This window comes from Martelella alba (assembly GCF_005217455.1).
Lineage (GTDB): Bacteria > Pseudomonadota > Gammaproteobacteria > Enterobacterales > Enterobacteriaceae > Acerihabitans.
The window spans coordinates 101,501-127,925 of sequence record NZ_SZPQ01000009.1; the positions used below are offsets into that span (position 1 = coordinate 101,501).

Annotated in this window: 24 protein-coding genes and 1 other RNA gene; 9 read left to right on the plus strand and 16 right to left on the minus strand. The window is 56.8% G+C overall.

Annotated elements, in window-relative coordinates; all coding sequences use genetic code 11:
* Together FCN80_RS08215 and FCN80_RS08220 are read right to left on the minus strand one after the other, a co-directional pair.
* Positions 1-396, minus strand: coding sequence for a YraN family protein (locus tag FCN80_RS08215; protein ID WP_136989675.1), 396 nt, complete (start codon positions 394-396; stop codon positions 1-3).
* On the minus strand, positions 354-2,468 hold the full coding sequence (locus FCN80_RS08220) for a penicillin-binding protein activator (RefSeq protein ID WP_136989676.1): 2,115 nt from the start codon (positions 2,466-2,468) through the stop codon (positions 354-356). Before FCN80_RS08220 ends, FCN80_RS08215 begins: the two co-directional genes overlap by 43 nt.
* Positions 2,469-2,529: 61 nt before the next feature.
* Between FCN80_RS08220 and rsmI the strand changes: the two genes are divergently transcribed.
* Both rsmI and rnpB read left to right on the plus strand, forming a co-directional pair.
* A complete protein-coding gene (rsmI, locus tag FCN80_RS08225) occupies positions 2,530-3,399 on the plus strand; it encodes a 16S rRNA (cytidine(1402)-2'-O)-methyltransferase (protein ID WP_136989677.1) in 870 nt (289 codons plus the stop codon).
* Positions 3,400-3,424: 25 nt separating this feature from the next.
* An RNA gene (rnpB, locus tag FCN80_RS08230) (RNase P RNA component class A) lies at positions 3,425-3,798 on the plus strand.
* A 39-nt stretch (positions 3,799-3,837) separates the two neighbouring features.
* On the opposite strand, the gene FCN80_RS08235 is transcribed toward rnpB, so the two are convergent.
* The gene (locus tag FCN80_RS08235) at positions 3,838-4,536 is read right to left on the minus strand and encodes a pirin family protein (RefSeq protein WP_136989678.1); all 699 of its coding nucleotides are present in this window, start codon (positions 4,534-4,536) and stop codon (positions 3,838-3,840) included.
* A 140-nt stretch (positions 4,537-4,676) separates the two neighbouring features.
* Between FCN80_RS08235 and FCN80_RS08240 the strand changes: the two genes are divergently transcribed.
* Positions 4,677-5,567 (plus strand): LysR family transcriptional regulator, encoded by an 891-nt coding sequence (locus tag FCN80_RS08240; protein ID WP_136989679.1) that lies wholly within the window; start codon positions 4,677-4,679, stop codon positions 5,565-5,567.
* Between the two features lie 23 nt (positions 5,568-5,590).
* Here the strand turns inward: FCN80_RS08240 and FCN80_RS08245 are convergent, their stop codons facing one another.
* The 9 genes from FCN80_RS08245 to FCN80_RS08285 all read right to left on the minus strand — a co-directional run bounded on the left by FCN80_RS08245 (position 5,591) and on the right by FCN80_RS08285 (position 12,519).
* Complete coding sequence (locus FCN80_RS08245; protein WP_136989680.1) at positions 5,591-6,592, minus strand: glutathione S-transferase family protein; 1,002 nt, start codon at positions 6,590-6,592, stop codon at positions 5,591-5,593.
* A 79-nt stretch (positions 6,593-6,671) separates the two neighbouring features.
* Positions 6,672-7,064, minus strand: coding sequence for a DoxX family protein (locus tag FCN80_RS08250; RefSeq protein WP_136989681.1), 393 nt, complete (start codon positions 7,062-7,064; stop codon positions 6,672-6,674).
* A 259-nt stretch (positions 7,065-7,323) separates the two neighbouring features.
* Complete coding sequence (locus tag FCN80_RS08255) at positions 7,324-7,602, minus strand: YqjK-like family protein (RefSeq protein WP_136989682.1); 279 nt, start codon at positions 7,600-7,602, stop codon at positions 7,324-7,326.
* A 1-nt stretch (position 7,603) separates the two neighbouring features.
* Positions 7,604-8,050 carry a phage holin family protein gene (locus FCN80_RS08260; protein ID WP_136989683.1) on the minus strand — a complete coding sequence of 149 codons (447 nt, stop codon included), beginning with the start codon at positions 8,048-8,050 and terminating at the stop codon, positions 7,604-7,606.
* Positions 8,050-8,355: an ElaB/YgaM/YqjD family protein gene (locus FCN80_RS08265; RefSeq protein ID WP_136989684.1), complete on the minus strand. Its 306-nt coding sequence runs from the start codon at positions 8,353-8,355 to the stop codon at positions 8,050-8,052. The genes FCN80_RS08260 and FCN80_RS08265 overlap by 1 nt, the downstream gene beginning before the upstream one ends.
* 294 nt (positions 8,356-8,649) lie before the next feature.
* Positions 8,650-9,027: an EnvZ/OmpR regulon moderator MzrA gene (mzrA, locus tag FCN80_RS08270; RefSeq protein ID WP_136989685.1), complete on the minus strand. Its 378-nt coding sequence runs from the start codon at positions 9,025-9,027 to the stop codon at positions 8,650-8,652.
* Between the two features lie 2 nt (positions 9,028-9,029).
* On the minus strand, positions 9,030-9,704 hold the full coding sequence (locus FCN80_RS08275) for a DedA family protein (RefSeq protein WP_136989686.1): 675 nt from the start codon (positions 9,702-9,704) through the stop codon (positions 9,030-9,032).
* Between the two features lie 394 nt (positions 9,705-10,098).
* On the minus strand, positions 10,099-10,884 hold the full coding sequence (exuR, locus tag FCN80_RS08280) for a transcriptional regulator ExuR (RefSeq protein WP_136989687.1): 786 nt from the start codon (positions 10,882-10,884) through the stop codon (positions 10,099-10,101).
* Positions 10,885-11,226: 342 nt separating this feature from the next.
* A complete protein-coding gene (locus FCN80_RS08285; protein WP_136989688.1) occupies positions 11,227-12,519 on the minus strand; it encodes an MFS transporter in 1,293 nt (430 codons plus the stop codon).
* Between the two features lie 550 nt (positions 12,520-13,069).
* Here FCN80_RS08285 and uxaC point away from each other — a divergent pair.
* The 4 genes from uxaC to FCN80_RS08305 all read left to right on the plus strand — a co-directional run bounded on the left by uxaC (position 13,070) and on the right by FCN80_RS08305 (position 18,221).
* Positions 13,070-14,479, plus strand: coding sequence for a glucuronate isomerase (uxaC, locus tag FCN80_RS08290; RefSeq protein ID WP_136989689.1), 1,410 nt, complete (start codon positions 13,070-13,072; stop codon positions 14,477-14,479).
* 91 nt (positions 14,480-14,570) lie between these two features.
* Positions 14,571-16,022: a tagaturonate reductase gene (locus FCN80_RS08295; RefSeq protein WP_136989690.1), complete on the plus strand. Its 1,452-nt coding sequence runs from the start codon at positions 14,571-14,573 to the stop codon at positions 16,020-16,022.
* A gap of 18 nt (positions 16,023-16,040) precedes the next feature.
* Positions 16,041-17,528 carry a UxaA family hydrolase gene (locus FCN80_RS08300; protein WP_136989691.1) on the plus strand — a complete coding sequence of 496 codons (1,488 nt, stop codon included), beginning with the start codon at positions 16,041-16,043 and terminating at the stop codon, positions 17,526-17,528.
* 132 nt (positions 17,529-17,660) lie between these two features.
* Positions 17,661-18,221, plus strand: a complete 561-nt coding sequence (locus tag FCN80_RS08305) for a YgjV family protein (protein ID WP_136989692.1) — start codon at positions 17,661-17,663, stop codon at positions 18,219-18,221.
* Between the two features lie 56 nt (positions 18,222-18,277).
* On the opposite strand, the gene FCN80_RS08310 is transcribed toward FCN80_RS08305, so the two are convergent.
* The 3 genes from FCN80_RS08310 to FCN80_RS08320 all read right to left on the minus strand — a co-directional run bounded on the left by FCN80_RS08310 (position 18,278) and on the right by FCN80_RS08320 (position 21,685).
* Positions 18,278-19,234: a TerC family protein gene (locus FCN80_RS08310; protein WP_136989693.1), complete on the minus strand. Its 957-nt coding sequence runs from the start codon at positions 19,232-19,234 to the stop codon at positions 18,278-18,280.
* Between the two features lie 727 nt (positions 19,235-19,961).
* Positions 19,962-20,687 carry a glutamine amidotransferase gene (locus FCN80_RS08315; RefSeq protein ID WP_230492559.1) on the minus strand — a complete coding sequence of 242 codons (726 nt, stop codon included), beginning with the start codon at positions 20,685-20,687 and terminating at the stop codon, positions 19,962-19,964.
* Positions 20,684-21,685 carry a Gfo/Idh/MocA family protein gene (locus tag FCN80_RS08320; RefSeq protein ID WP_136989694.1) on the minus strand — a complete coding sequence of 334 codons (1,002 nt, stop codon included), beginning with the start codon at positions 21,683-21,685 and terminating at the stop codon, positions 20,684-20,686. The genes FCN80_RS08315 and FCN80_RS08320 overlap by 4 nt, the downstream gene beginning before the upstream one ends.
* A 324-nt stretch (positions 21,686-22,009) precedes the next feature.
* On the opposite strand from FCN80_RS08320, the gene FCN80_RS08325 reads away from it, so the two are divergent.
* Positions 22,010-22,309 (plus strand): hypothetical protein, encoded by a 300-nt coding sequence (locus FCN80_RS08325; RefSeq protein ID WP_136989695.1) that lies wholly within the window; start codon positions 22,010-22,012, stop codon positions 22,307-22,309.
* Positions 22,310-22,339: 30 nt separating this feature from the next.
* On the opposite strand, the gene FCN80_RS08330 is transcribed toward FCN80_RS08325, so the two are convergent.
* Positions 22,340-23,680 carry a hypothetical protein gene (locus tag FCN80_RS08330; protein WP_136989696.1) on the minus strand — a complete coding sequence of 447 codons (1,341 nt, stop codon included), beginning with the start codon at positions 23,678-23,680 and terminating at the stop codon, positions 22,340-22,342.
* A 664-nt stretch (positions 23,681-24,344) separates the two neighbouring features.
* Between FCN80_RS08330 and FCN80_RS27220 the strand changes: the two genes are divergently transcribed.
* Positions 24,345-26,345 carry a methyl-accepting chemotaxis protein gene (locus FCN80_RS27220; RefSeq protein ID WP_136989697.1) on the plus strand — a complete coding sequence of 667 codons (2,001 nt, stop codon included), beginning with the start codon at positions 24,345-24,347 and terminating at the stop codon, positions 26,343-26,345.
* Positions 26,346-26,425: the final 80 nt, after the last annotated feature.

Consider the following 26,425-nt stretch of genomic DNA (forward strand, 5'->3'; position numbering starts at 1 on the left):
TTATCCTGAGGCGCCGAAGGCGTCCTGCACCCATTCTATCCGGTGACGGGTGATGGCCAGAACATCGAAACGGCAAGCGGATGTGTCAAAACTGCCGCCCTGGCGCAACAGCCAAATCGCCGCCGCCCGCAATAAGCGACGCTGTTTACGCGGCGTGATACTTTCGGCGGCGTCGCCAAAGTCGCCATTTCGGCGATAACGCACTTCGACGAACACCCAGGCACAATCATCCTGCATGATTAAATCGATTTCGCCGCCGCGAACCTGCATATTGGCGGCGACAAACCGCAGGCCGGCTTGTTCCAGATAACGGCGCGCATGGGCTTCCGCCAGCGCGCCGGATTGTCGGCGGCTCAGGACACCGGCACCAGTTGTCCTTGTTGATATTTCAGCCAAGACAGCTTCCTGTGAATAACGCAATCCGAATCGGCCGTCAGCACGCCGGTATCGCCGTTCACCTGATAACCGGGAAGCTGGCGGATTTCCGAGAAGTGATTGGCCAACGTCCAGGCATCCATACCCATGGCGTACAGCCGCACCAGCGAGTAATCATCTTTGAACTGGGCGCTCGCCTGTTGCATCAGCGCCGGATTGGCCCCCGTCAGCAGCGGGATATCGCTGAACTCCAGCCCTTCCATTTCCAGCCGGTAGTCCGGCCCGGCATCAGCCTGATAACTCCGCGAACTGGCATACAGGCCCAACTGCGCCCGAGAACTGACCCGTAAATCGATCATGGGCTTGATCAGCGCGAGATCGGACGGCGGCGCGATAATATAAACCGCGTCCACCGGACCGCCGCTGGCGGAGGGCGAAACCGCCGCGTCGTCGGTCGGGGCCGGCAGGGTCAGTCCGGCAACCGAGACCGCCTGCGGCTGCGCGCCGGCGGCCGGCGTCGTCGGAACCGGCTGACCGGTAAGCTGGATCCCGCCGCCGCCGTTAAGCGCCTGCTTGAGTTCGGCTCCCGTGCCGATGCGCTGTTCCAGCACCGTGCCGCCGCCGGCCTTGGTCCAGGCATCGGCGAAGGCTTTAACGATCCGATCGCCGAGCGAGCCGTAAGGCACCAGCAGCAAGGGTTGTTGTCTGTGCTGCCGAAAAATGTGATTGGCCGCGTCGCGCGCTTCGTCCTCGGGCGAAAGCGAGAAGTAGCAGATATTCGGCCGGTTTTGCAAATTCTCCGGCTGATTGAGCGCCAAAACGTTCAGCGGGCTGGAACGGGTATAAAGCTGCTCCACCTCGCTCTTGAGCAGCGGACCGACAATCACCTTGGCGCCGTCTTGTTGCGCCTGGGCCAGCAATGCCGGCAGGGGTTGCGACGCGGTATCGTAGATTTTCACCGCCGGTCCGCCGCTTGTCCCCGACAGCGTTTGGGCGGCGGCCTGGGGCGCGGCGGCGATGGCCGGTTGGCCCGTCGCATCCGTCTGGCCGGTCGGCGACGAGGGCGCGGGGGCGGCGGACGGCGGTTCGCCGTTCGCCGTGGCTTGACCGTTCACGGGCAGGCCGTTCGCCGTGGCTTGACCGTCTACGGGCAGGCCGTTCGCCGTGGCTTGACCGTTCACGGGCAGGCCGTTCGCCATGGTTGGACCGCCCGCGGGCTGCCCGATGGCTGAGGCGCCGTTTTTCGCGGCGTTGAAGCCTTGTTCAATGGCGTTGGCGAACACCAGCGCCTGACCGCTCATGGGCAGGAACAACGCGATTTGCCCGGTGGCCGAAGGCTGGTAATTCTGCACCTGGGTGAGCTGGGCGGGCAGGGATTTGGCCGCCGGATTATGCGGATAACGGGTCTGCCAGTCCTTGATGCCGGCTTGCAGCAGCGTGGGATTCTGTCTGTTGTCCTGATAGACGTGCAACAGATCCAGCCAGCCTTGCAGAACATTCTCATCGGCGTTGATGGTGAGGTTATTCAGCGTCTGGGGCGGCAAAGACAGCAACGTTTGCCAGGTACGGTCGATATTTTGCTGATGAGCCTGGCCTTGCAACAGCGGCTCCTGGGCGATATAGGCGCGGACCAGGTCCAGGGAGGGTTGCGACTGGCCGGCGGCGATCATCGCCTGATAATAACGCGCCCGTTGATCGGCGTTAAGCCGGGTGCTGTCCAGCTTTTGCAGCAGGTTGGTCGCGTCCTGGGGGCGATTTTGCGCCACCGCCAGCTCGGCGGAAAGCAGCAGGCTTTCGCGCCGCTGGGCATCGCTGATTTGTTGCGGCAGCGCGCCCAGTTGCTGTTGCGCCTGATCCAGACGCCCCTCTTTGATTAATGCGCCGATGGCGAGCAATTGGTAGGCGGTCTTGTTATCATTGCCCGCCTGTCGCATTTGTTGTAAGTAATAGTCGGCGTTGGCGCCGGGCTGGATGGCGGTGGTGCCGGCCGGGCTTTGCGGCGCCTGGCCGGAACAGGCGGCCAATATCAGTGCGGCCAGCACGGCGGGTAACAGACGTCCTGTTTTGAATCCCATAACAGATGAGGAAGGCATGCTGTGTCCAGTGATGTTTTTCCAAGATGCTCAATATTAAATCGGCAATCCGGATGAGACAATGAATCAACACCAACAAGCGGATATTTCCGCATCAACGCTTTATGTGGTACCGACTCCCATCGGTAATCTGGAAGACATCACCCAGCGGGCGTTGTCGGTGCTTCAGGGCGTTGATCTGGTCGCCGCCGAAGATACCCGTCATACCGGTTTATTGTTACAACATTTTGCCATAAATGCGCGCTTGTTCGCGTTACACGATCATAACGAACAGCAAAAAGCGGATGTACTGCTGGCGAAATTGCTGGAAGGGCAAAGTATAGCGCTGGTTTCCGATGCCGGCACGCCGCTTATCAATGATCCGGGCTACCATCTGGTGCGCCGTTGCCGCGAGGCCGGCGTTAACGTGGTGCCCCTGCCGGGGCCTTGCGCCGCCATTACCGCCCTGTCCGCCGCCGGCCTGCCTTCCGACCGGTTCTGTTATGAAGGCTTTTTGCCGGCCAAAAGCAAGGCGCGCCGCGATGGATTGCTGGCGCTGGCGCGGGAGCCGCGAACGCTGATTTTCTACGAATCCCCCCATCGACTGCGGGAATGCCTGCAGGATATGGCCGATGTCTGGGGACCGGAGCGCTACGTGGTGCTGGCGCGGGAATTGACTAAAACCTGGGAGAGCATTTACGGCGCGCCGGTGGGCGAATTACTGAACTGGGTGCGGGAAGATGACAATCGCGCCCGGGGCGAAATGGTCTTGATTGTCGAAGGCGCGACGCCGGCGCGAGACAGCCTGCCGCCAGAGGCCTTGCGGACTTTGGCGTTGCTGCAAGAGGCGCTGCCGTTGAACAAGGCCGCCGCGCTGGCGGCGGAAATTCATGGCGTGAAAAAAAATGCGTTATACCGCTATGCCTTGGCGCAGCTTGGGGATGACAATTAAGCCAAAAGCCCTTATACTCCGCGCCGGAGTTGACCAGACAGTCGCCGCATAGCCGTTTTCCCTTGGGAAAACGGGCATGGGGAGGAAAGTCCGGGCTCCATAGGGCAGGGTGCCAGGTAACGCCTGGGGGACGTAAGTCCACGACAAGTGCAACAGAGAGCAAACCGCCGATGGCCCGCCATGCGGGATCAGGTAAGGGTGAAAGGGTGCGGTAAGAGCGCACCGCGCGGCTGGCAACAGTCTGCGGCACGGTAAACTCCACCCGGAGCAAGGCCAAATAGGGGTTCATAAGGTACGGCCCGTATCGAACCCGGGTAGGCTGCTTGAGCCAGCGCGCGAGCGCTGGCCTAGATGAATGACTGTCCACGACAGAACCCGGCTTACCGGTCATCTCCGCTATTGCGTTAACCCCATGCCCGACATGGCATGGGGTTTTTTTTAACTTGCAAGCTCAATGAGCAACGCCCGCAACGGGGTTTGGGCATGCACCCGCACTTGCCGCTCGTCATGGATAAACGCGCCGTCGCCGCAGGTCAGCGACGCCAGACTGGCGACGGGGCCGGCGATATCCGCGCTGCCGTGGATGGATTGCAGATAGGCCCGCGCGCCCGTTAACTCCTGGGTCAGGCGTTGTCCGGCGTCCAGGGCGATATGCCGAATCCAGGCCTGCTGGCGCAACTGGGCGCTGCCGTAACAGCCGTCGGGGGAAGCCAGCAGCGTTTGCGCCCGGTCGTCGATCGACAGGCGCTGGATCGCCGGATTATCCCGCCCCGGACAGGCATCCAGCCAGAGCTGCATCCGGGTGAGGGCCGTGTCGCCGATGTTATGTTCGCTGTAGTTGACGCCGGGCTGGGCGGAAATGACGATGACGTCGCCGGTGCGGGCCAGGGTGTGATGGCCTTCGCTGTCGCGGTATTCCGCCTGGCCTTGCAGGATCAGGTTGAGGATGTCCACCCGTGGATAGGTCCGCGGCTGGAAAGCGGCGCCGGGTGCCAGCACTTCCTGATTGAGCACGCGCAACGCGGCGTAACCGAGCATGCAGGGATCGAAGTAATGTCCAAAAGAAAAGGTATAGCGCGCCTGCAGCCAACCGTAATCCGCATGGCCGCATTGCTTGGCCGTTCTATATGTAATCATGGCGCTTTCTGCTTCTTATCGTTGATTGAGTTGTCATACTTTACTGTCGAAATTCACTCTTAAGATTGTAAGGGTCTGGACGGCGCATTGTTAGCAAGTTAATCTGGCTGCCATATTCAAATTTTCTGAATGTGATTGAGATGGCAAAAGAACGGGCGCTAACGCTGGAAGCATTGAGGGTCATGGACGCGATCGACCGGCGCGGCAGTTTCGCCGCGGCCGCCGACGAGCTGGGGCGGGTTCCCTCGGCCTTGAGCTATACCATGCAGAAGATGGAAGAAGAACTGGACGTGGTGTTGTTCGATCGCTCAGGTCACCGCACCAAATTCACCAATGTGGGCCGGATGCTGCTGGAACGCGGCCGAATCCTGCTGGAGGCGGCGGATAAGCTCACCGCCGACGCCGAGGCGCTGGCGCGGGGCTGGGAGACGCATATCACGCTGGTCACCGAGGCGTTGGTGCCCAGCGAAAAATTTTTCCCCCTGATCAATAAACTGGCCCTTAAGGCCAATACCCAGGTGTCCCTTGTCAAGGAAGTGCTGGCCGGCGCCTGGGAACGCCTGGAGCAGGGCCGGGCGGATATCGTCATCGCGCCGGATTTGCATTTTCGCGCCTCGGCGGAAATCAACAGCCGCAAGCTTTACACCGTGCTGAATGTGTATGTGGCTCACCCGGATCATCCCATCCACCAGGAACCCGAGCCGCTTTCAGAGGTTACCCGGGTTAAATACCGGGGCATCGCCATCGCCGATACCGCCCGCGAACGCCCGGTTCTGACGGTTCAATTGCTCGACAAGCAACAGCGTCTGACGGTCGGCACCATGCACGATAAACACCAGGCGCTGCTGGCCGGTCTGGGCGTCGCCACCATGCCCTACGATCTGGTGGCGGAGGATATCGCCGCCGGCCGCTTGCGGGTGGTCAGTCCGGAATACAGTATGGAAAGCGACGTTATCATGGCCTGGCGACGCGACAGCATGGGCGAGGCCAAATCCTGGTTTTTGCGGGAAATTCCGCGCCTGTTCGCCTAGGGGCCAGCAGTCCCTATGCCGCGTCAATCGGCTCGCCCGTGGCCGAAACGGTGGTCGCGTCCGTGTGGTTCGAGCAAATGTTGTTCCGGTCCGATGGAGATAATGCCATGGGGATTGAGGCTGGCGTGGCTGCGATAGTAATGATGGCGGATATGATCGAAGTTCACCGTATCAGCGATACCCGGCATCTGGTAAATATCGCGCAAAAAACCGGATAAATTCAAATAATCACTGATTCGGCGGCGATCGCACTTGAAATGCGTGACATACACCGGATCGAAACGGATAAGCGTCGTCCACAAGCGCAAGTCCGCCTCCGTGAGCCTGTCGCCGGTCAGGTAGCGGTGCTGGCCGAGAAGGGCCTCCAGCCGGTCCAGCGCCGTAAATACGCCGGCGACGGCATCGTCGTAGGCGGCCTGGGAAGTGGCGAAGCCGGCCTTGTAGACGCCATTGTTTACGTATTCGTACACCCAGCCGTTGATTTCATCGATTCGCGGCCGCAAAGACGGCGGATAATAATCGCCCGCCAACGCGCCGGCGACATCGAAGGCGGAATTGAACATGCGGATGATATCAGCGGATTCGTTACTGACAATCGTCTGCTGGTGTTTGTCCCAAAGCACGGGTACCGTGACGCGCCCGCTATAGGCGCTGTCCGCCCGCAGGTAGAGCTGATAGAGAAAATCGTGGCGATAGAGCGGGTCGCCGGTGGCGGCGGGAAAATCATCGGCGAAGGTCCAGCCGTTTTCCAGCATCAGCGGATGCACCACGGATACCGGTATGAGATGCCGCAATCCTTTCAGGTGCCGCATCAGCAGCGTCCGGTGGGCCCAGGGGCAAGCCAGCGACACGTAAAGATGATAACGGTCGGCCTGTGCCGCGAAACCGTCCCGGCCGGTGGGGCCGGGGCCGCCGTCGGCCGTAATCCAATTGCGAAATTGCGAAATCGAGCGTTCGAACCGGCCGCCGGTGGATTGGGTATCGTACCAGCGGTTTTGCCATTGACCATCTACCAGCAGGCCCATAATGGTTTCCTTATTCAGGCGACGGACGCCGTGCGCGCCCGATAGGATGAGTATAATTCAACGCCCGTTCGCCGGCGCGTTACCACTTTTTGTTCAGTAGCCGGTCGATGCTGAAATAACCGGCGCCCAATACGCCCAGTAGCAGATAGCCGCCGGAAATAGAGAGGTTTTTCATAAAATTGATCTGATTACCGACTTGTGAAAAATCGCTATGAAAGATAAACGCGGTCAGCAAAACGAATACCACGGTGACCAGGGCCACGGTGCGGGTCAGGAAACCGAACAATATAGCCAGGCCGCCGCCGAATTCCAGCAGAATGGTCAAGGGCAGAAAAAATCCCGATACGCCCATGGATGCCATATATTGCTCCGTGCCGGCATAATTGCCGATTTTGCCGAACCCGGAAACGATAAACAATATCGGCATCAGAATCCGCGCAATGAGGATGGCGGTATCATCTAATTTTTTCATCTTCTTCCTACCCGGTGTGAAAAGTGACGCACCTGCTGGTAAAATAGGCAATGCCTTAAGCGAACGGGCAAAAACCGGTTTCAGGTGCCTGAATTCTCTGACGGGAGGAAGTGTATCCGGTGCGGGTGAAAGGCGATAGCAAGTAAAACTGTCGCTTACTGTCAAAAAAACTGATTATTGCCTTCAAGGCGTTGCCCCGCGCCCACGCCTCTAGGCGGGTGGCGGAAAAATCGCCGAGGGCTTGAGCCGCGGCCCGGCGTCACCGTAGCTGGAAGGTGGAGCGCAGCAATTTCAACGTGCCGATCACGCTTATCAGCCGCTTGGTCCAGCGCACCATCCGGCTGGGATGGCGGATGTTGTACAGCGCCAGCAGACTGGAACCGACCACCAGGTATTTTCGCCAATGCAGCACGCGCACCCAGCCACGGTCAAAGCGGGATGTGGCGTGCAGCCATTGATCCTTCGCCGCGGACATCTCCTGGCGTTGCCGATGGATGCGGGCGATAAGCATAGCCTTGCGCTGCCGGTGATGGGGCATATCAGTCGTGCCTCCGGTCGTCTTTGCGCCGCTGTTCTTCCTGATGAATTTCATCCTGAATTTTCTCCAGAATATTGCGATCGACTTGCAGTTCTTCGCGGGAGGCGCCCAACAGGGAGGATTTGCGTGCTTTGCCAAGCGTCCACAACGCCCCGATAATCGCCAGCACGAACAGCAGGGCGGTGGTGGTGGCGATGGCGGTCAACCGGTATTGCGGATCGATGGCCCAAATCACCAGCACCAGCAGACTCATCAGACCGAAGGCGGCCAGCAACAGCGTAATGCCGGCCATCATCAGTATCTGGATGATGTTGTTCTTTTCTTCCTCCAGTTCCGCCACCGCCAGGCGCAAACGGGTTTCCGCCATGCCCACCAACAGCGTGAGAATCCGCTGGGCGATATTGAATATGCCCTGTCCAGGGCCTTGGTTTTGCGGCTCAGTCATCATCACCGCCGCGATATCAGCGCACCAAGGACAAACCCCGCCAGGGCGCCGATACCGATCCCGGTCCAGGGATTTTCATGGACATATTCATCGGCGCGCTCCGCGACGACCCGGGTTTGTTCAGCCAGTCGCTCGCCGCCTTCCCCCAAACGGCTACGGGTTTCTTTCAATGCGCTTTCCGCTTTGCTGCGCAGGTTTTCGAATTCGGCTTTGGATTTTTGCGAAGACCCGCGCAAGACCTCTTCCAGGGTGTCCGCCAGCGATTTCAACTCAGCGCGTAAATTTTCAGAGGTGGCATCTTTAACCATGTTGTTTTACTCCTTAGACGATGACGAATTTCCCTGCAACGGACGATCGTGCGTGCGCGGCGCAGACCGCACGGCATTTGCGGCGAACAACATCGCGCCGTACCACATCAATCCTCAACCCTCCCTGGCATCGAATACCTCTGCCGAATAAATGCCCGGTATGTACTCATATTTAACACATACTTAAGCGTAGCCCCGGATTTAACAAACCGCAAAACTCATCATGTTGAATCGGCGTTGAATACCGGCCGAAATTGGCGCGGGACGGGAACGAAGCGGTGGAACGGACCGCCGTCACCCCAGGTGGGCCATATTCCGGTCAAGGCGGTAAAGCCAGATCCAGCGTGGATATTGGCGGCTGCGGGATATGCTGTAGTCGCGGGGCAAGAGATCCCGCAGGGCGGATAGCGCGGCTGGAGCCTGATCCGGCGATTCCAGTAAAATGACCATGCCGTCTTTGGCCGGGGTGATGCTTTTGATACGGATCCCCCGTTCGTCCAGCCGCTGGTAGAGGTAAAAACCGTCGGGCAGCGAGCCCTGATCGCCGGCCAGGGTGATTTGCAGGGCCGTTTCCTTGCGCAGCAGTGCCAGCGCCGCAATCGCCGCCACTAGCAGGACGGCCGCCGCCGCCAATCCCAGCCGCCAGGGAAGGGGATTATGGGCGGAACGCACCGCTAACCCCCTTTTCCCATATCCGGCGCGATTTTTTTGCGCCACAAAATCACCAGTGAACCCGCCAGGCCCGCCACCAGGAACACCAGCGGCAACAACATCAGGCAGAGCATCAGTTCATCCTCGTAATATTGAAACAGCGCGGTCTTGCCCAAAGCGAAACCCACCGATGTCAGCAGCAAAACCCATATCAGGGCGCTAAGCCAGTTGAACAGTTGAAATCGGGTGTCGCTCAGTCCCGACAAACCGGCGATAGTGGGCAGCAAGGTGCGCACGAAAGCGACGAACCGGCCGAGCAGCAAGGCCGACAGACCATGGCGGTGGAACATCAAATAGGCGCGTTGATGATAGTGGGTGGGCAGATGCGCCAGCCAGCCGCGTACCAGGCGGGTATTACCCAGCCATTTGCCCTGAATGTAACTTATCCAGGACCCCAGACTGGCGGCGGCGGTCAACACCAGCAATGTCATGGGGAAGCCAAGCGATCCTTTGGCAATTAATACGCCCACCAGGATAAGCAGGCTGTCGCCGGGCAGAAAGGCCGCCGGCAGCAGTCCGTTTTCCAGAAAAAGAATGGCGAACAACAGCAGATACAGCGTCCAGACCAGCGTCGGGTCGGATAAGGTTTCGAAGTCCTGTTGCCAGAGGGCGTGAACCAAGGCTTTCAGTATATCCATACGACAATTCTACCTGTAAAACGGAAAACGGCTCCCCGAACAGGCCATAACGCGCGATGTGCGAATCGGGGACGGCATGGCAGGGCGCGTTAACGTTGCCCAATGGCAGAGCCGGCGTGGTCGGGTCAACAACGCGCCTTAGGGACGGATGCCGGAAATACGAGGCGCCGGATTGCTATACCGGGTTTGTCGAGCAAATGTAAAAAAACGAATTTACTGTGACAAAATGAGACCTGCCAAGTCAGTGGAATATACCTGAGATCGCCGGAAACGGGTGGTTTTTTTTGAAAAAAAAGGCCTAATGGCAGCTGATTTTACCTGGGCTGACAGAAAAAAACATTAATTGACTCGCCCGGCGCGTGCGCAAACGCGTCACGGGCAACAGGAGCGGGCGTTATTTAGCGATGTTGGCCGCGTTGGCCACGTTGTCCAGATGGACGACCGGATTTTCGGTAAACATATACCGATCGACATTGAACTCAAAGTCGTCGGTGGTGGCGTGAAACAGCATTTGCTTGGTGTTTTCCAGGTGCTGCCACATCGCCAGCTTGGCGGCATAGGGGTCTTTGCGGATCAGCGCCTTAAGGATATGGTCGTGATCATCGCACCAGCTCAGAATGGATTCGTCGTCGATGTGCTCGTGCAATTTGCGCCAGTAGGGGTTGTGCAGCCGCTGGCTCCACATTTGCTCCACCAGAATGGCCATGGCGGTGTTTTGCGTCGCCAACGCCACCTGAACATGAAATTTCAGATCCCATTTCGAATCACGGAAACGATCTTCCTGCCGGGCGTTTTCCTGGATTTCCATTAATTGAACGATATCCTGGCGGGTCACCTGCGTTGCGGCGAATTCGGCGATATTGCTTTCAATCAACTGCCGGGCTTGCAGCAGTTCGAAAGGGCCGGGCGTGGTGAACTGCACCGCTCCGCTGGGCAGCAGCAGGTTTTTTTGCTGACTGGAGACCACATGGATGCCTGAGCCTTTGCGTACCTCGACGTAACCTTCGACCTCGAGCATAATGATGGCTTCGCGCACCACTGTGCGGCTGACATTCATTTCTTCCGAGATAAAACGCTCCGCGGGCAGCTTTTCCCCGACGCGGTAGACACCAGACTCGATCCGCTTTTTCAGCTCAGCGGCCAGCTGTTGATATAATCGCCGGGATTCTGTGAATTCCATAATGCATGCTCTTTAGGGTAGGTAAACGTATCATCCGTTCACGTTCAGTCTTTCGGCGTTTGGATGTCATGAGAACTGACGGGAACCCGATATTTGTTATACCACTTATAGCCTTCAACGCCTAGTTGACGCTTTGGCGCCGATCATGTTTTTCGATATAAGTCCAACCGGAAGGGAAAAATCCCCGGCGCGTTGTAGCAAGACCGGGGATATTCAATATACGCCGTGACAATCCCTTTGACTTTGCCGGTAGTGCATCATCGCCCGGTTTATGTGAAAGACATTGTCCGGTCTGATATTTCCTCGGGCTGGCGGCCATTGCCGCCGGCCCGAACGGGGGACTCAGCCGTGGGCCGGTTTTAGCGGACTGACGGAGGTTGCCGTCGACGGACGATTGCGCAGCACGGTCCAGACCACCAGCACAGCCAGCAGGTCGAAAACCGACAATACGGCGAACAGCGGGCTAAAGCCAATCTTGTCGGCCAGCGCGCCCACCACCAGGGCGAACAGCGTGCTGGCGGTCCAGGCGGCCATGCCGGTGAAGCCGTTGGCGGTCGCCACTTCATTGCGGCCGAACACGTCGGAAGACAATGTGATCAGCGCGCCGGACAAGGACTGGTGAGCGAAGCCGCCGACGCACAGCAAGGCGATGGCCACATAGGGGCTGGCGAACAAGCCGATAAGACCGGGGCCTATCATCAGGAAGCCGCCGAGGGTAACCACCAATTTACGGGAGACAATCAAGTTGACGCCAAACAGGCGCTGGAACAGCGGAGGCATATAGCCGCCCAATACGCATCCCAGGTCGGCGAACAGCATCGGCATCCAGGCGAACAGCGCGATTTCCTTCAGGTTAAAGCCATAAGCTTTAAACATAAACAGCGGGATCCAGGCATTAAAGGTGCCCCAGGCCGGTTCCGCCAGGAAACGCGGGATGGCGATGCCCCAGAAATCGCGGGTGCGCAGAATCTGCCAGGCCGACATTTTTTTGCTGTTGTCGATTTGATGTTGCGCTTCCTGACCGCCCAGGATGTATTCGCGTTCTTCACTGCTCAGTTTGCTCTGATTTTTCGGGTGTTTGTAGTAAATCAGCCAGGCGATGGCCCATACCAGGCTCAAGGCGCCGACGATGACAAAGGCCAGTTGCCAACTGTGGACGACAATGGCCCATACCACCAGCGGCGGAGCCACCATGGCGCCGATGGAGGACCCGACGTTGAACCAGCCCACCGCGATGGAACGTTCTTTGGCCGGGAACCATTCGCTACTGGCTTTCAAGCCGGCGGGGATCATGGCGGCTTCGGCCATGCCCACAGCGCCGCGGGCGATAGCCAGTCCGCCCCAACTGCTGGCCAGCGCGGTGGCCATACAGAACAAGGCCCAAACGATGGCGAATACCGCATAGCCCACTTTCGTGCCCAGCATGTCCAAGATGTAGCCGGCTACCGGTTGCATAATGGTATAACAAGCCGAATAGACCGCCACGATGTAGGAATATTGCTGTGTGCTAATGTGCAGTTGTTGCTCCAGCGTCGGAGCCGCCACCGCAATGGCGTTACGCGTCAGGTAACCCAATATTGTGCCAATGGTTACCAGGCCTATCATGTACCAGCGTAACCCTTTGATTTTACGCATTACTGCTTCTCCCGATGAGTATGTCCCGTCATCCTCACCCCAGACTACGCGGGACGACGGATACAGAGCCAGCCGGAGGACTCGCCCTCCGGGTATTGTTATAGTCTGGCGGGCCGAGGACCACTACGTGCCGACGCATGGCTTGTCATACCGGCGGGCGCCTTGCCAACGCCGCCGCTACCTGTGCATGACCGTCTCATCATCGGCGGAATTCCCGGGCCCCGACCTGCCTCATGACGCCACGACCTAAAATGCGGTCGTCTCATCAAAATGATTGAGCTCAGACTCAATGTGGCGTTACGATAACTTGTCATACAGATTTAAAAGTTGAGAGCCATCACAAAAACCATTTTTTATTTAAGGGATAATAAATTCGTCCATCAGAGGGGCGGATGCCCTAAGCTGACCAATAAATATTGAGTTTTTGTTGATATTGGTAGAAAAGGCTATAACCGTTTAGGCTAAAGGGCTATTCTCTAGCTAAATTGGTATAACACCTTTTACAATCCAGAAACATTGCTCAAGAGAAATGAAGGTGAGGAGCCTGAAAATGTCCCAGTTTCTGACTGAAGATTTTTTGCTGGATAGCGAATTCGCCCGTCGTCTGTACCATGAATTCGCTGTCGATCAACCGATTTTCGATTATCATTGCCATTTGCCGCCCGAACAGATCGCCGGGAATTACCGTTTCAAAAATCTGTATGATATCTGGCTCAAGGGCGACCATTACAAGTGGCGGGCCATGCGCACCAATGGCGTGGCTGAACGGTTTTGCACCGGCGACGCCGGGGATTGGGAAAAATTCGAAGCCTGGGCGCAAACAGTGCCGCATACCATCGGCAACCCTCTTTATCACTGGACGCATCTTGAACTGCGCCGCCCGTTCGGCATTACCGACACATTGCTTTCCGCCGATACCGCCCGTCAGGTCTGGGACCGCTGTAACGCCCTGCTGGCCCAGGATAACTTCACCGCGCGCGGCATCATCGGTCAGATGAACGTCAAGGTCATCTGCACCACCGACGATCCGGTGGATTCCCTGGCGCATCACGAAACCATCGCCGCAGACGGCGGGTTCAAGACTAAAGTATTGCCGGCCTGGCGTCCGGATAAAGCCTTTAATATCGAAGCGGACGGGTTTGTTGAGTATCTGCATCGCCTGGAAGCGGCCGCCGATACCGCTATTACCGATTTCGCCGCCTTCCGCGATGCGTTGCATAAACGGTTGGATCATTTCGCCGCCCACGGCTGCAAACTGTCCGACCACGCCCTTGACGTGGTGGTTTACGGCGAAGCGGACGAGCAGACCCTAAACGGTATCCTGACTCGCCGCCTGGACGGCAAACAGCCGACCCCGGAAGAAATCGCGCAGTTCAAGACCGCGGTGCTGGTGTTCCTTGGCGGCGAATATGCCCGTCGCGGCTGGGTTCAACAATACCATATCGGCGCGTTGCGCAATAACAACAGCCGCATGCTCAAACTGCTCGGCCCGGATACTGGATTCGATTCCACCAATGATCAACCGGTCGCCATGGCATTGTCCCGTTTGTTGGACGCCCAGGCGAAAAACGACGCGCTGCCGAAAACCATCCTGTACTGTCTGAACCCCTCCGACAATGAAGTGATCGGCACCATGATCGGTAACTTCCAGGGTGAAGGCATGGCCGGCAAAATGCAGTTCGGCTCCGGCTGGTGGTTCAACGACCAGAAAGACGGCATGCAGCGCCAAATGACGCAACTCGCCACCCTGGGGCTGCTCAGCCGTTTCGTCGGAATGCTGACCGACAGCCGCAGCTTCCTGTCTTATACCCGCCACGAATATTTCCGTCGCATCCTGTGCCGGATGATAGGCCACTGGGTACAAGACGGCGAGGCGCCGGCCGACATCAAGCTACTGGGCGAAATGGTGAAAAATATCTGTTTCGATAACGCGAAAAATTACTTTGCCGTTGAAATCTGATGGCCCGGGCGGGCCGATGCCCGCTTTGTTTCAGTTATCAATCAGTGGATTATCGCTCCTCGGCGGGCGATTTATTTAAGGTGAATTTCGAATGAAAACGTTAAACCGTCAAAACTTCCCGGGTCGTCAATACACTAACCGTGTGATTCAGTTCGGCGAAGGTAACTTTTTACGCGCTTTTGTCGATTGGCAACTTGATCTGCTCAATGAACACACCGACCTGGATGCCGGCGTCGTGATCATTCGACCGATAAATACCGATTTCCCGCCGTCGCTGGATACGCAGGATGGGCTATATACCACGATTATCCGCGGTTTGAACGAGCAAGGGGAAGCCGTTCGCCAACCCCGGCTGATCCGTTCGGTCAACCGTGAAATCAATATCTACAAGCAATACGACGAGTACCTGGCGCTGGCCCATGACGCCAATATTCGTTTTGTGTTCTCCAATACCACCGAAGCCGGCATCAGTTACCATGCCGACGACAAGTTTACCGATACGCCGCCGGCCAGTTATCCGGCCAAATTGACCCGTTTATTGTTCGAGCGTTTCAGTCATTTCGATGGCGCGGCGGACAAGGGCTGGGTGTTGTTGCCGTGCGAATTAATCGATTATAACGGCGAGGCCCTCAAGGAACTGGTGCTGCGCTATGCGCGGGAATGGTCATTACCAGAACGGTTCGTCGCCTGGCTGGAACAGCACAATACCTTCTGTTCGACCCTGGTCGACCGGATCGTCACTGGCTATCCTCGCGGCGAAGTGGAAACGTTACAAGCCGAACTGGGCTACCAGGATACATTCCTCGATACCGCCGAGTATTTCTACTTGTTCGTCATCCAAGGCCCGCAGTGGCTGGCGAAAGCGTTACGCCTGGACCAACTGGCTCTCAATGTCCGCATTGTCGACGACATCAAACCCTACAAAGAACGCAAGGTCGCCATCCTGAACGGCGCCCATACCGCGTTGGTGCCGGTGGCGTTCCTCTCCGGACTGGATACGGTGGGAGAAGCCATGAGCGATGCGCAAATCAGCGGCTTTGTGGAGAAAACCATCGCGGAGGAAATCGTGCCGGTGCTGGATTTGCCCCATGACGAACTGACGTTCTTCGCCCAGGCGGTACTCAGCCGTTTCCGTAATCCCTTTATCAAACACCAGTTGCTGTCCATCGCCCTAAACGGCATGACCAAATTCCGTACCCGTATTTTGCCGCAACTGCTGGCTTATCGCGAAAAACACGGCGTTCTGCCCGCCCGTCTGACTTTCGCCCTGGCCGCATTGATCGCTTTCTATCGCGGAGAGCGCAACGGTCAGTCTTATCCTTTACAAGATGACGAGAAATGGATCGCCCGTTACTCATCGCTATGGAGCCAAGTGCAAAACGGGGATATCCCCCTCACCACCCTGGTCAATGATGTATTAAGCGATACCGAACATTGGGAACATGATCTTCTTCAGGTTCCCGGCTTGGCGCAGCAAGTCGAACAACAGGTTCAGGCCATCCTGGATCTGGGCATGCGCGCCGCCGTTGCCGGCTATTGCTGAACGTATGAAGGTTATGTCATGAATATTATTAAAATTCATTCTTTAGACAATGTGGCGGTCGCCCTGCAAGATCTTGACGCACTCGAAACGGTGGAAATCGGCGGTGCGGCAATAACGTTGCCGCAACCCATCGCTCGCGGACATAAATTCGCCCTGACGCCGATAGGCGAAGGGGAGATGATAGTCAAGTACGGTCTGCCCATCGGCCATGCTCTGCGTGATATCGCGCAGGGGGAGCATATCCATTCACAGAACGCCAAAACCAATCTAAGCGATCTGGATGAATATCAATACCAGCCGGCGTTTAGGGATCTGCCGCCGCAGATGCCGGATCGCGAAGTACGAATTTTCCGGCGGGCCAATGGTCAGGTCGGGGTGCGCAACGAACTCTGGATCCTGCCCACCGTCGGATGCGTTAACGGCATTGCCCGGCAGATCCAGCAGCGTTTTCTCAAAGAGACGGCGGGTGCGGAGGATATTGACGGCGTTCATTTGTTCACTCACCCGTTCGGCTGTTCGCAACTGGGCCAGGACCATGAGAATACCCGGACCATGCTACAAAACATGGTGCGCCACCCCAATGCCGGGGCGGTGCTGGTCATTGGACTGGGTTGTGAAAACAATCAGGTGGATGTTTTCCGCGCCACGCTGGGCGAATATGATCCCGAACGCGTCACGTTTATGGTTTGCCAGCAGCAACAAGACGAGGTGGAAGCCGGCCTGGAATGCCTGCGCGGCCTGTATGAGCGGATGCGTGGCGATAAACGCCAGCCCGGTAAGCTCAGCGAGCTGAAATTCGGTTTGGAATGCGGCGGTTCGGATGGATTGTCCGGTATCACCGCCAACCCGCTGTTGGGCCGTTTTTCCGATTATATCATCGCTAACGGCGGCACGTCGGTGTTGACCGAGGTGCCGGAAATGTTCGGCGCCGAACGGATTCTGATGAGCCGTTGCCGGGATGAGGCGACATTTGATAAGACCGTCCGGATGGTCAATGACTTTAAGAAGTATTTTATGGCCCACGACCAGCCGATTTACGAAAACCCCTCGCCGGGCAATAAGGCCGGCGGCATCACCACGCTGGAGGAGAAATCCCTCGGCTGCACACAAAAAGCCGGCCAAAGCAAAGTGGTGGATGTGTTGAAGTACGGAGAACGCCTGCGGGTACCGGGGCTGAACCTGCTCAGCGCGCCGGGCAACGATGCGGTGGCCACCAGCGCCCTGGCGGGCGCCGGTTGTCACATGGTGCTGTTCAGTACCGGCCGCGGCACGCCCTACGGCGGTTTCGTGCCGACGGTTAAGCTGGCGACCAATAGCGAACTGGCCGCCAAAAAGCCGCACTGGATCGATTTCGATGCCGGTCGACTGATTCACGGCAAAACCATGGAAGAAATCTTGAGCGAGTTTGTGGATTTTATTGTGGCGATCGCCAACGGCAAACCCACCCGCAATGAGATCAACGATTTCCGGGAACTCGCCATTTTCAAGAGCGGCGTGACGTTGTAAGTCCGGACGTGGATCATTAAAATAGAACGGCGTTTCAGATATTGAAGCGCCGTTTGTTTTATCAGGTGCGCGGCGTACCCCGCCTTACAGGGCGGGGAGGATGCCAAGGTTCAAGCAAGGAATGACAGAGTCATGAACTTCTATTGGTTTGCCCAGGCGGTGGGCGGGGTGGCCTTTCTGGTCGGCATCACCATGTTTTTCAATCGCAACGATAAACGCTTCAAGTTGCAATTGGCGCTTTACAGCGCGGTCATTGGCTGCCATTTCTTTTTGATGGGCGCCGCCGCCGCCGGCATGGCCGCCGAACTCAACGCCCTGCGCACCCTGATAGCCACCCGCACGCGCAGTATGGCCGTGATGTTCATTTTCATTTTTCTGACCTTGGTATTGGGCCTAAGCCAGGTGCACCATCTGGTGGAATTACTGCCGATAGCCGGTACGGTAATCAGTACCTGGGCACTGTTTCGCACCCGGGGTCTGACGACCCGCTGTGTGATGTGGTGTTCCACCGCCGGGTGGGTCACCCATAATATCTGGCTGGGCTCCATCGGCGGTTCGCTTATCGAGGGCAGCTTTCTGATTGTTAATGGCCTGGCGATCATTCGTTTTCGGCGGATGCAATTGCGGGGCATTGATCCGTTCCAAAACGAACCCCAAGTGGCGACCGCCGGCAAACCCATCGGTACGCATTAAACGACGTCCGGCGGCGAACGTACATCGGCGCCGTGGGCGAAAAGGGGGTGATCCGGTCAACCATAATGCCGGTGTTTTTGCCGTTGCCGGTTCAGCCAGATATTGATGCCAAGCGTTATGGCCAGAATGGCGGCCACCACGCCCAGCGAGACGGCGATGGGGATTGAGATCAGGTCCATAAGCAGCATTTTGGCGCCGATAAAAGCCAATACCGCCGCCAGTCCGTATTTTAGCAAAGAAAATTTTTCCGCCACGCCGGCCAGCATAAAATACATGGCGCGCAAGCCAAGAATGGCGAACAGATTGGATGTCAGCACGATAAAGGGATCGGTGGTTACCGCGAAGATCGCGGGAATACTGTCCACGGCGAAGATAACGTCGCTGAACTCCACCAAAATCAGCGCCAGTAGCAATGGCGTGGCAAGCCATGCGCCGTCGCGCTTGATAAAAAATCGTTCGCCGTGCAACTGATCGGTCATCGGCAGATGGCCGCGCAGCCAGCGCACCAGCGGTTTGTCTCCCCAATCGACCGGGTCGTCGCCGCCACGGACCATTTTGATGCCGGTGAGCAGCAAAAACGCGCCGAACAGATAAAGCAGCCAATGGAACTGGGTCACCAGCCAACTGCCGCCGAAAATCATCAGCGTCCGCAGCACGATGGCGCCCAGCACGCCATAGACCAGTACCCGTCGCTGTAATTGCGCCGGAACGGCGAAGTAGCCGAATAGCATCAGCCAGACAAACACGTTGTCCACCGCCAGCGCTTTTTCGATAAGATAGCCGGTGAGGAAAGCCAGCGCCTGGCTATCGGCTTCGGCCCGGCCTACCGTGACGGAAAGGTACCACCATAAAGCGCCGTTGAACGCCAGGGAGAGCGTCACCCACAACACGGACCACCAGGCGGCCCGTTTAAGCGTCATGGCGCGACCTTGCAGCAGCAGGTCAACGGCCAGCATGACCGCCACCACCAGAAAAAATCCACCCCACAACAAGGGTGTGCCGACAGTATTCATCAAGATTATCCTTACAAAAAAAAACGGCTGACATCAAAAGGCGTCAGCCGTTAATTCCCCAGGGGCCTTGCCTTTAGGCAAGGTCTCACTTGCAACCCCTTTACCCGTCATATTTCCCGCTGCGGCTGTGTTGGCTACACTCACTCACCCCGGTCACTTGGTAATCCAAGCTCCCGGGGGTTCGCTCGCTTGCCGGCGCAATGCGGAAATCATCAAGGTGTTTGGTGATTGCCCGGCGACCGGATGCGTATGCACCGTAATGACGGCCGGCCGGCGAAAAGTTACTCCCCTTTGCTTTTTGAACGATAATGTAAAAATTTGCTACCGTCAACTGGCACTAAGGCCAGTTGGCAAACCTCGGTCGGATGCGGAAAATGGCCGGCGTCGCTTTCGGGCGCAAACGGTCGTTCAGGGAGGCAGGGAAAGCCGCAAACCCAGCGGGGCGGGCAAACTAAGCGAAAAGGGCGAATTAGGCCAGTTGAGCGAAGCCCACTCTCCATACGTCAAGTTGCATCGCGGCGGCAAGCGAGCGGGTCACCAGGCGCATAGCCGACTGTGTGACTGGGGCGAGCGAACACAGCCAAAAGAGGCAACGTGAAGTATGACGAGGATATGCCTACCGCGCAAGGCAAGCGAGAGCATCGGCCGCAAGGATAGCCGGGACGCGCAGCAGTATCAGCGAGGGATCGGAGTGTAAATCAGCAGCCAAGGGATATGGCTGCGTTAATTATTCCGTCATGTAAGTTCTGACGAAACGCGCCATCAGCGATCGGCTAACCGGGGTCTCCGCCACCTGCCGGCCGATATTCGCCAGTTCGTGTTGTTGTTCTGGCATGCTTTGCGCCATGCAACGCACGAAACCGCGCATGACGTCGGCGGTAAATTCGGGATGGAATTGCACGGTCAACACATTGTCCCGATAACGCAGGATCTGGTGGGCATCCTGGCTAGAGCGGGCCAGCACGGTGGCGCCCGGCGGCGGCACGGTCACTGTCTGTGAATGAATGAGATGGGCGCCGAACCGGGCCGGCAATGAGCCCAACAGCGGCTCCCGGGCCGCCTCGTCCAACATGTCAATGCGCTGGGTGCCGACCTCCATCCCGTCAGGATGGAAGTCGACTTCGCCGCCCAAGGCGTAGGCCAGTAGTTGATGTCCATAACAGACGCCGAAAATCGGCACTTGCGCCGCCATGGCGCGCCGCAGCCAGTCGGCCGCGAATTCGCTCCAAGGCAGGCGGTCGGTCACCATGGCGGAGGAACCGGTAATCAGGATACCACGGTAATCGCCGGGATCGCCCGGCCGCTCTCCGGCCGGTAAATGCACGACTTCCACCTCTCCGGTCTTCAATTGGGCTGCGTCGCTGAATAACCGGTCGTAATTACCGGAAATCCGTTCCACATCGGGCGGCGCGTCGCCGGTTTGCAGAATCACTATGGCCCGCGGCGGCATCATCCCCTCTCCACATCGCTATTCGGCCGGTCGGCCGGAAATATCACGCCGGTCTGCCGGCGGATTTCCGTCAACAGCTTGGCGGTGCAGCGGGAGACCGTCAGCCCCTCATGGTTTATCTCGCCGTTTTCCACCAGCGCGGCGAACTTTTCCGCCTCATATAGCATGGTGTTGATATGCTGTGGCTGCGTCAGATTTTGCTTATCGCCGGCGCGCGGCACAAAAACCAGTTGTTGACACTCGGAGAGTTTATCAATCACCAGCGATCCTTCTTCACCCTGGATCTCGCTAGGCAAGGCGGTCTGGGTCACCTTGGAATGGAGCAAAGTGACGTCGAAATCACCGTAAGCCAGGCATACCGCGCCGTGCCCGTCGACTCCGCTTGGCAACAGCGACGCCGTGGCCAACACGGATTGCGGTTCTCCCCAGAGCGCGACCGCGCTGGCCAGCATATAAAAGCCGATATCCATGATTGAGCCATTGGAAAACGCCGGATTGAAAGCATTAGGCATTTCCCCCGCCAGGTATTGCGCATAACGGGACGAATATTGGCAATAATTGAACAGCGCCTTGCGCATTTTGCCAATCTTGGGCAGCGCCGCTTTCAATGCCAGGAAGTTGGGCAGGCTGGCGGTTTTAAATGCCTCGAACAATACGACCTGATTATCCCGCGCGCAGTTTATCATTTGTTCCGCTTGCGCCAGATGCGACGCCAGGGGTTTTTCGCAAATGACGTGTTTGCCATGGCGCATAAACAGCAAGGATTGTTGGCAATGCAGGGAATTGGGGCTGGCGATATACACCGCGTCAATGGCATCGGAGCGGGCCATGTCTTCCAGCGCGTCGAAATAATGGGATACCGGATAATCGATACCCAGGTGGCGAGCCTGATCAATATGGCGTGAATAGATGGCGGTCAGTTTCATTTTACCGCTTCCGTGGGCGGCATCGATAAACTGGCGCGTAATCCAATTGGTACCTATTACGGCAAAGCGAATCATACCTGTCATCATCCTGCGCGATATTTGTGAAGAGTAGATTAACATGCTAATTAATCAAGGCCAATCATCCGCCTCGCCGCGGCGGCGGGGGACGGGAGGTTTCTCATTTCTTCCCTGACGCGGGGTCCTGTTTGCGAGCGAGGCCGGTCAACGTGGCCGGCAAAGCGGCAACCTGCGGTATGTCGAGTATAAACAAACGACAAGGTGTATGACGGGTATAGAGCGGGGCGGGGAAGACGGGGTAAGATAGCGCTGAATTGGCGTTATGCGCGGATCCATCGGGGTTAAGCCATATTTGCCAAAGATGAATGTCGAGGACTTATTATGTTGCTGCAAGAAATGGAAACACGTATCGATAATGCGCTGACGGAGCTGGAGCAAAGCTTCGCGCGGCATCAGCGGCAATGGCAACTGGAGCACCAGGCGCTGGAGCAGCAATTGCAACAAAGTTTGCAGCGCGAAGCGACACTGCGCGAGCAGAATGCGCTTTTGGTTCGCAAGCTCAATAATCTCGACGGCTCTTCTGATCAAAATCCCCTTATCAACCGGATGAAAATTCTACGCGCCCATGTGGATGCCTTGGTGAAAGATGCGGCGGCGTTCCATCAGTCGTGCCATCACTAGCCCCGTTTTTTCCTTTCCGCGCCGGGTGGCTTATTGTCCGGCCGCATTGTTATTATCTGTATTGCGCGTAAATGGAACCCAATTGAGCAAACCGACGCCAATGGACCGCCAGAAGCTTTGCCGACCGGCGTGTTCTCTTGCGAACGCGGATTTATCGGTTGCGTCGCCTTGATGGAACCGGGTCAGTATCTGAAGATTGGAGAGTAACCCGTCATTATAACCGTCATGGATGCAATCCAGCATAAATCGCATCCGCAGCAGTCGGCTGGCGGCCCGGGTATTGTCATACAGCGTCGCGTTCATGACGTGTTGCTTGGCCACATATTCCCTAAACAGTTTTGCCAAGGGGGCGGAGTTGTAAAAGAATTCTTCAGGGGCGGTTATGCATAATTTGAAAAAATTATAAGTATGAATGCCGCAGTCGTTATTATATTGAAACGCATCGCAAAATAAACAGATATGGCATTTTTCCCCCTTTTTTAAATCAATAAGCTGGGTTATCATAGGTTTGATATCATCGTAAATCTCAGGGGAGTTCTTACTGTCGAAAATGCAAAAACGATAGCCTTGTCCCGTTTTGATAGCGATGGCCGCGCTGAAATGGCCCACAAATGTCGAATATGCCGTCGACGGGTATATTACGGAAAGCAAGGGAATCAACAGTTTTTGGCCGGGCAGCATTTGCGCCAGTTTTTCCCGGGCAAGACGCTTTGCCGACAATGCTTCGGTCTGCACATGTTTTTGACGGCTGGAAATATGAAAAGGGGCTGTTTTATTCTGCGGGTTGAAGATCACGGTGGCGGTGGAGCAGAAATTACCGGCGCGATCGGTCAGCAAATGCAGGGCGATATCAAGGACGGCGCTTTCAATCATGGTATCGGCCGGTAAAATTTCAAGCAACGTGGCGGGGGCTTGCAGAAACGCGGTAATTTGTCCCTGCCGCTCAATCATATACGCCAACGCGTCCATGACACCCGGTATGGCGATATAGGATAACGCCATATCGCATAACCGGGTCTTGCAGGCGCTCGGCAGTGTGTCCAGCCGAAGAGAATGGCGGTTTACGCTTTCAAGCAGCAACCCGGCCGCCTCGTTAATCCGATGCGCCACTTCGTAGGTTTGCTCCGCGGCGTGCATAATGTCGTAGAGCTGCAAACCCAACCGAATCCTGTTGCCGATGTCTTCAGAGGACGGCTCCTGCGTTGCGCCATTAGCGGTGGGCTGCCAGAGTTCGATAATCATATCCGCCCGCGCGGCGACATCGCTGGCGGAAAAAGTTTGATAAAGGCGATGACTCTCGTCAACGAAATCAATATCTGACTGACTCAACCATGATAACGAAATAGTATTGCTTATATTATTCCTGAGCATTCTAATCCTTCAAATAGATTATCATTTTTTCCTAAGAAAAAACTAATGCAATGAACATCAGTTATTTCGCTAATAAACTTATATACGCTAAATAATTCAAGTTGCATCGCGGCGGCAAGTGAGTGCGTCCCAGTCACAAAGCTGGCTATGTGACTGGGATGGGCGAATGCAGCCAACAAAGAGGCAACTTGAAGTATGACGAGTAGAGATTCGCCATATCGCCTGTTTGTTGAAAAACGAGGAGTATATTCGGGTTAAAGAGCAAAGATTTATTCTTGTTCAAGAAACGATCTTGGTCCGGACGCCTATTCCCCCGCTGGGTCGGACAAGCGTCGCCGACAAAGCGGCAACGCGAAGTATGACGAGTATAACGCCGAGTTTGTCATCCTATCCTAAATAGTCCGGTTTGCATTGCGCCGGTAAGCGGGGACGATCCCGGCGCGGACGGCGGAGAATTTTCGCCACGCGGCGCGGAAGTATTTTTTTTCGACAGGCTAATTTTTCCCACGACGATGCCGATAATCCGAGCACTGCCAGTCTCTCCGGGCATATCTTCCCGACTGTCGGGTTTGCTGGGAATCCCGGTTCATCCTCCAGCAATCGCCGGCCATCATGGGCATAGTGTTAGGTAAGCGCAGCGAAGCCGCATTGCAAAGGTATCCGTATGATTTTTCTGAAAAATATAAAGATAAAATTGGTGCTGATGGTCATTTTGGTGTTTTCCTATCTGCTCTGGGGGGGCGTATCCGCGTATACTTTTTATTCTCTCAAGCAAGTTAACCAGACCCTGGGCTTAAGCAACAATGAGCAGGAAAACAGCGACATCATCAACGGCGCCAACGAACAATATTATCAGGCCGTGACGGCGTTGGAGCGCGCGGCGCGCGCCGGGCAGGGCAATGATTCGGCGGATTTGGCCACCGCCGCCAGCGAGCTGGATGCCATAGGTCGCGGGCTGACGCAATTTAAAGCCATTGATCACGGTATGCTCGATCCGTCGCTGGTGGACAAAATTTATAACAGCTCACAACAACTGTTTACCCTCGGACTCCAGCCGCTGTATGCGGCCGTGAAGGAGGGGCGGATGGACGATTTCAATCGGGGGCTACAGGAAACCTATCTGCCGTTGCGCAATGGATTCTCCACAGTGATACGGGATTACAATTCGGCCATCAACGCGATTAAAAACCAGTCCACCGTGCGTATCGATCAATTGATGATGTGGTGTCAACGCGTGATTGCGGTCGCGCTGGTGATCGGTATTTTACTGCTGGTTTTTACCCATCGCTATCTGGTTCGTTATATGAACCGGCCGCTGGATACCATCAAGGATTATTTCCGGGCCTGGGCCAACGGTCATTTAGGCGTACAGATCGTGGATTTAGGGCGTAATTGCATCGGTGAACTGGTGCCTTTTCTGAGCGAGATTAAAACCAATTGGTTGAATACCGTCTCTCAAATCCGTGATAGCGCACAGACCATTTACCAGGGCGCCAGCGAAATTTCCCAGGGCAACAACGATCTTTCCTCGCGTACCGAACAGCAGGCTTCCGCTTTGGAGCAGACCGCCGCCAGTATGGAGCAGCTTAATTCCACCGTTAAGCACAACACCGAGAACGCCCACCAGGCCAGCAAACTGGCCACGGAGGCCTCGCAAACCGCCAAGAAAGGCGGCGCCATTGTTGAAGACGTGGTGGCGACCATGGGCAGTATCACCGCCAGTTCCAAGAAAATCGTCGAGATTATTGATGTCATCAACGGCATCGCTTTCCAAACCAATATTCTGGCGCTCAATGCGGCGGTTGAGGCGGCCAGGGCCGGTGAACAGGGACGCGGATTCGCCGTGGTGGCCGGCGAGGTCCGTAACCTGGCGCAACGCAGCGGCCAGGCGGCCAAAGAAATTCAGAACCTGATCCAGGAATCGGTGGAGCGGGTGGAAATGGGGTCGCAACAGGTTGCGCATGCCGGCGAAACCATGAGCGATATCGTAAAGGCCATCACCCATGTCACGGATATTATGGGGGAAATCGCATCGGCATCCGACGAACAGGATAAAGGCATTAATCAGATAAGCCAGGCGGTGACGGAAATGGACGGCGTGACCCAGCAAAACGCGGCATTGGTACAGCAGTCGGCCGCCGCCTCGGCTTCGCTGGAAGAACAGGCGCAATATTTGACCGAACTGGTGGCGGTTTTTCGGCTGGAGAGCGTGGGGGATGGGGACAATACCGCCCTGGCCGGGGAATTCATGGCCCGTGAGCGGGCCAAGGCGCCGGCTGGCCAGGATCGCTCAAGAACCCTGGCGGGGGAAGCCGTGGTTCATGGCCGTGCCAAGGAATTGAATGACAAGTCGCGGGCTAATGCGCTTAACAATATGGCGCCGGGCGCCGCCGCGCAAACAGGTGAATCCGCGCCCGCGCGTACCCGGGCGAAAGATTCCGGTGACATTCCGCCGGCGCGGACCAGGACCAAGGATTCGCCAGCGATGCCCGCCGCCCGTGGCCGCGCCGGCGCATTACCGGACAAACCCCTGACAAGCCGGAACCCGACCCCTTCCGGCGCCGCCCATGAATTGAAAAGACCGGTGGTGAAAAAAACCCGTACCGACCCTCCGCGCGGTCAGGGACGCACTCCCGCGCATGAGGAAAACTGGGAAACCTTCTAAAGGCGCTTCCCGCCATCGCCAGGCCGCCATTGGCCCACAGCTTGCCGTTCTCCCGGTTCGGCGGTCTGGCTTTCGTCAAT

Excerpts from the sequence above, each read along its gene's own strand:
- FCN80_RS08330 (WP_136989696.1), bottom strand. The coding sequence starts at position 23,680 with ATGCTCAGGAATAATATAAGCAATACTATTTCGTTATCATGGTTGAGT.
- FCN80_RS08250 (WP_136989681.1), bottom strand. The coding sequence starts at position 7,064 with ATGAAAAAATTAGATGATACCGCCATCCTCATTGCGCGGATTCTGATG.
- FCN80_RS08310 (WP_136989693.1), bottom strand. The coding sequence starts at position 19,234 with ATGAATACTGTCGGCACACCCTTGTTGTGGGGTGGATTTTTTCTGGTG.
- FCN80_RS08265 (WP_136989684.1), bottom strand. The coding sequence starts at position 8,355 with ATGGTTAAAGATGCCACCTCTGAAAATTTACGCGCTGAGTTGAAATCG.
- FCN80_RS08295 (WP_136989690.1), top strand. The coding sequence starts at position 14,571 with ATGAAAACGTTAAACCGTCAAAACTTCCCGGGTCGTCAATACACTAAC.
- uxaC (WP_136989689.1), top strand. The coding sequence starts at position 13,070 with ATGTCCCAGTTTCTGACTGAAGATTTTTTGCTGGATAGCGAATTCGCC.
- FCN80_RS08235 (WP_136989678.1), bottom strand. The coding sequence starts at position 4,536 with ATGATTACATATAGAACGGCCAAGCAATGCGGCCATGCGGATTACGGT.
- exuR (WP_136989687.1), bottom strand. The coding sequence starts at position 10,884 with ATGGAATTCACAGAATCCCGGCGATTATATCAACAGCTGGCCGCTGAG.
- FCN80_RS08275 (WP_136989686.1), bottom strand. The coding sequence starts at position 9,704 with ATGGATATACTGAAAGCCTTGGTTCACGCCCTCTGGCAACAGGACTTC.
- FCN80_RS08255 (WP_136989682.1), bottom strand. The coding sequence starts at position 7,602 with ATGCCCCATCACCGGCAGCGCAAGGCTATGCTTATCGCCCGCATCCAT.
- FCN80_RS08315 (WP_230492559.1), bottom strand. The coding sequence starts at position 20,687 with ATGATGCCGCCGCGGGCCATAGTGATTCTGCAAACCGGCGACGCGCCG.
- FCN80_RS08300 (WP_136989691.1), top strand. The coding sequence starts at position 16,041 with ATGAATATTATTAAAATTCATTCTTTAGACAATGTGGCGGTCGCCCTG.
- FCN80_RS08260 (WP_136989683.1), bottom strand. The coding sequence starts at position 8,050 with ATGATGACTGAGCCGCAAAACCAAGGCCCTGGACAGGGCATATTCAAT.
- FCN80_RS27220 (WP_136989697.1), top strand. The coding sequence starts at position 24,345 with ATGATTTTTCTGAAAAATATAAAGATAAAATTGGTGCTGATGGTCATT.
- FCN80_RS08245 (WP_136989680.1), bottom strand. The coding sequence starts at position 6,592 with ATGGGCCTGCTGGTAGATGGTCAATGGCAAAACCGCTGGTACGATACC.
- FCN80_RS08240 (WP_136989679.1), top strand. The coding sequence starts at position 4,677 with ATGGCAAAAGAACGGGCGCTAACGCTGGAAGCATTGAGGGTCATGGAC.
- FCN80_RS08305 (WP_136989692.1), top strand. The coding sequence starts at position 17,661 with ATGAACTTCTATTGGTTTGCCCAGGCGGTGGGCGGGGTGGCCTTTCTG.
- FCN80_RS08285 (WP_136989688.1), bottom strand. The coding sequence starts at position 12,519 with ATGCGTAAAATCAAAGGGTTACGCTGGTACATGATAGGCCTGGTAACC.
- FCN80_RS08325 (WP_136989695.1), top strand. The coding sequence starts at position 22,010 with ATGTTGCTGCAAGAAATGGAAACACGTATCGATAATGCGCTGACGGAG.
- rsmI (WP_136989677.1), top strand. The coding sequence starts at position 2,530 with ATGAATCAACACCAACAAGCGGATATTTCCGCATCAACGCTTTATGTG.
- FCN80_RS08220 (WP_136989676.1), bottom strand. The coding sequence starts at position 2,468 with ATGCCTTCCTCATCTGTTATGGGATTCAAAACAGGACGTCTGTTACCC.
- FCN80_RS08320 (WP_136989694.1), bottom strand. The coding sequence starts at position 21,685 with ATGATTCGCTTTGCCGTAATAGGTACCAATTGGATTACGCGCCAGTTT.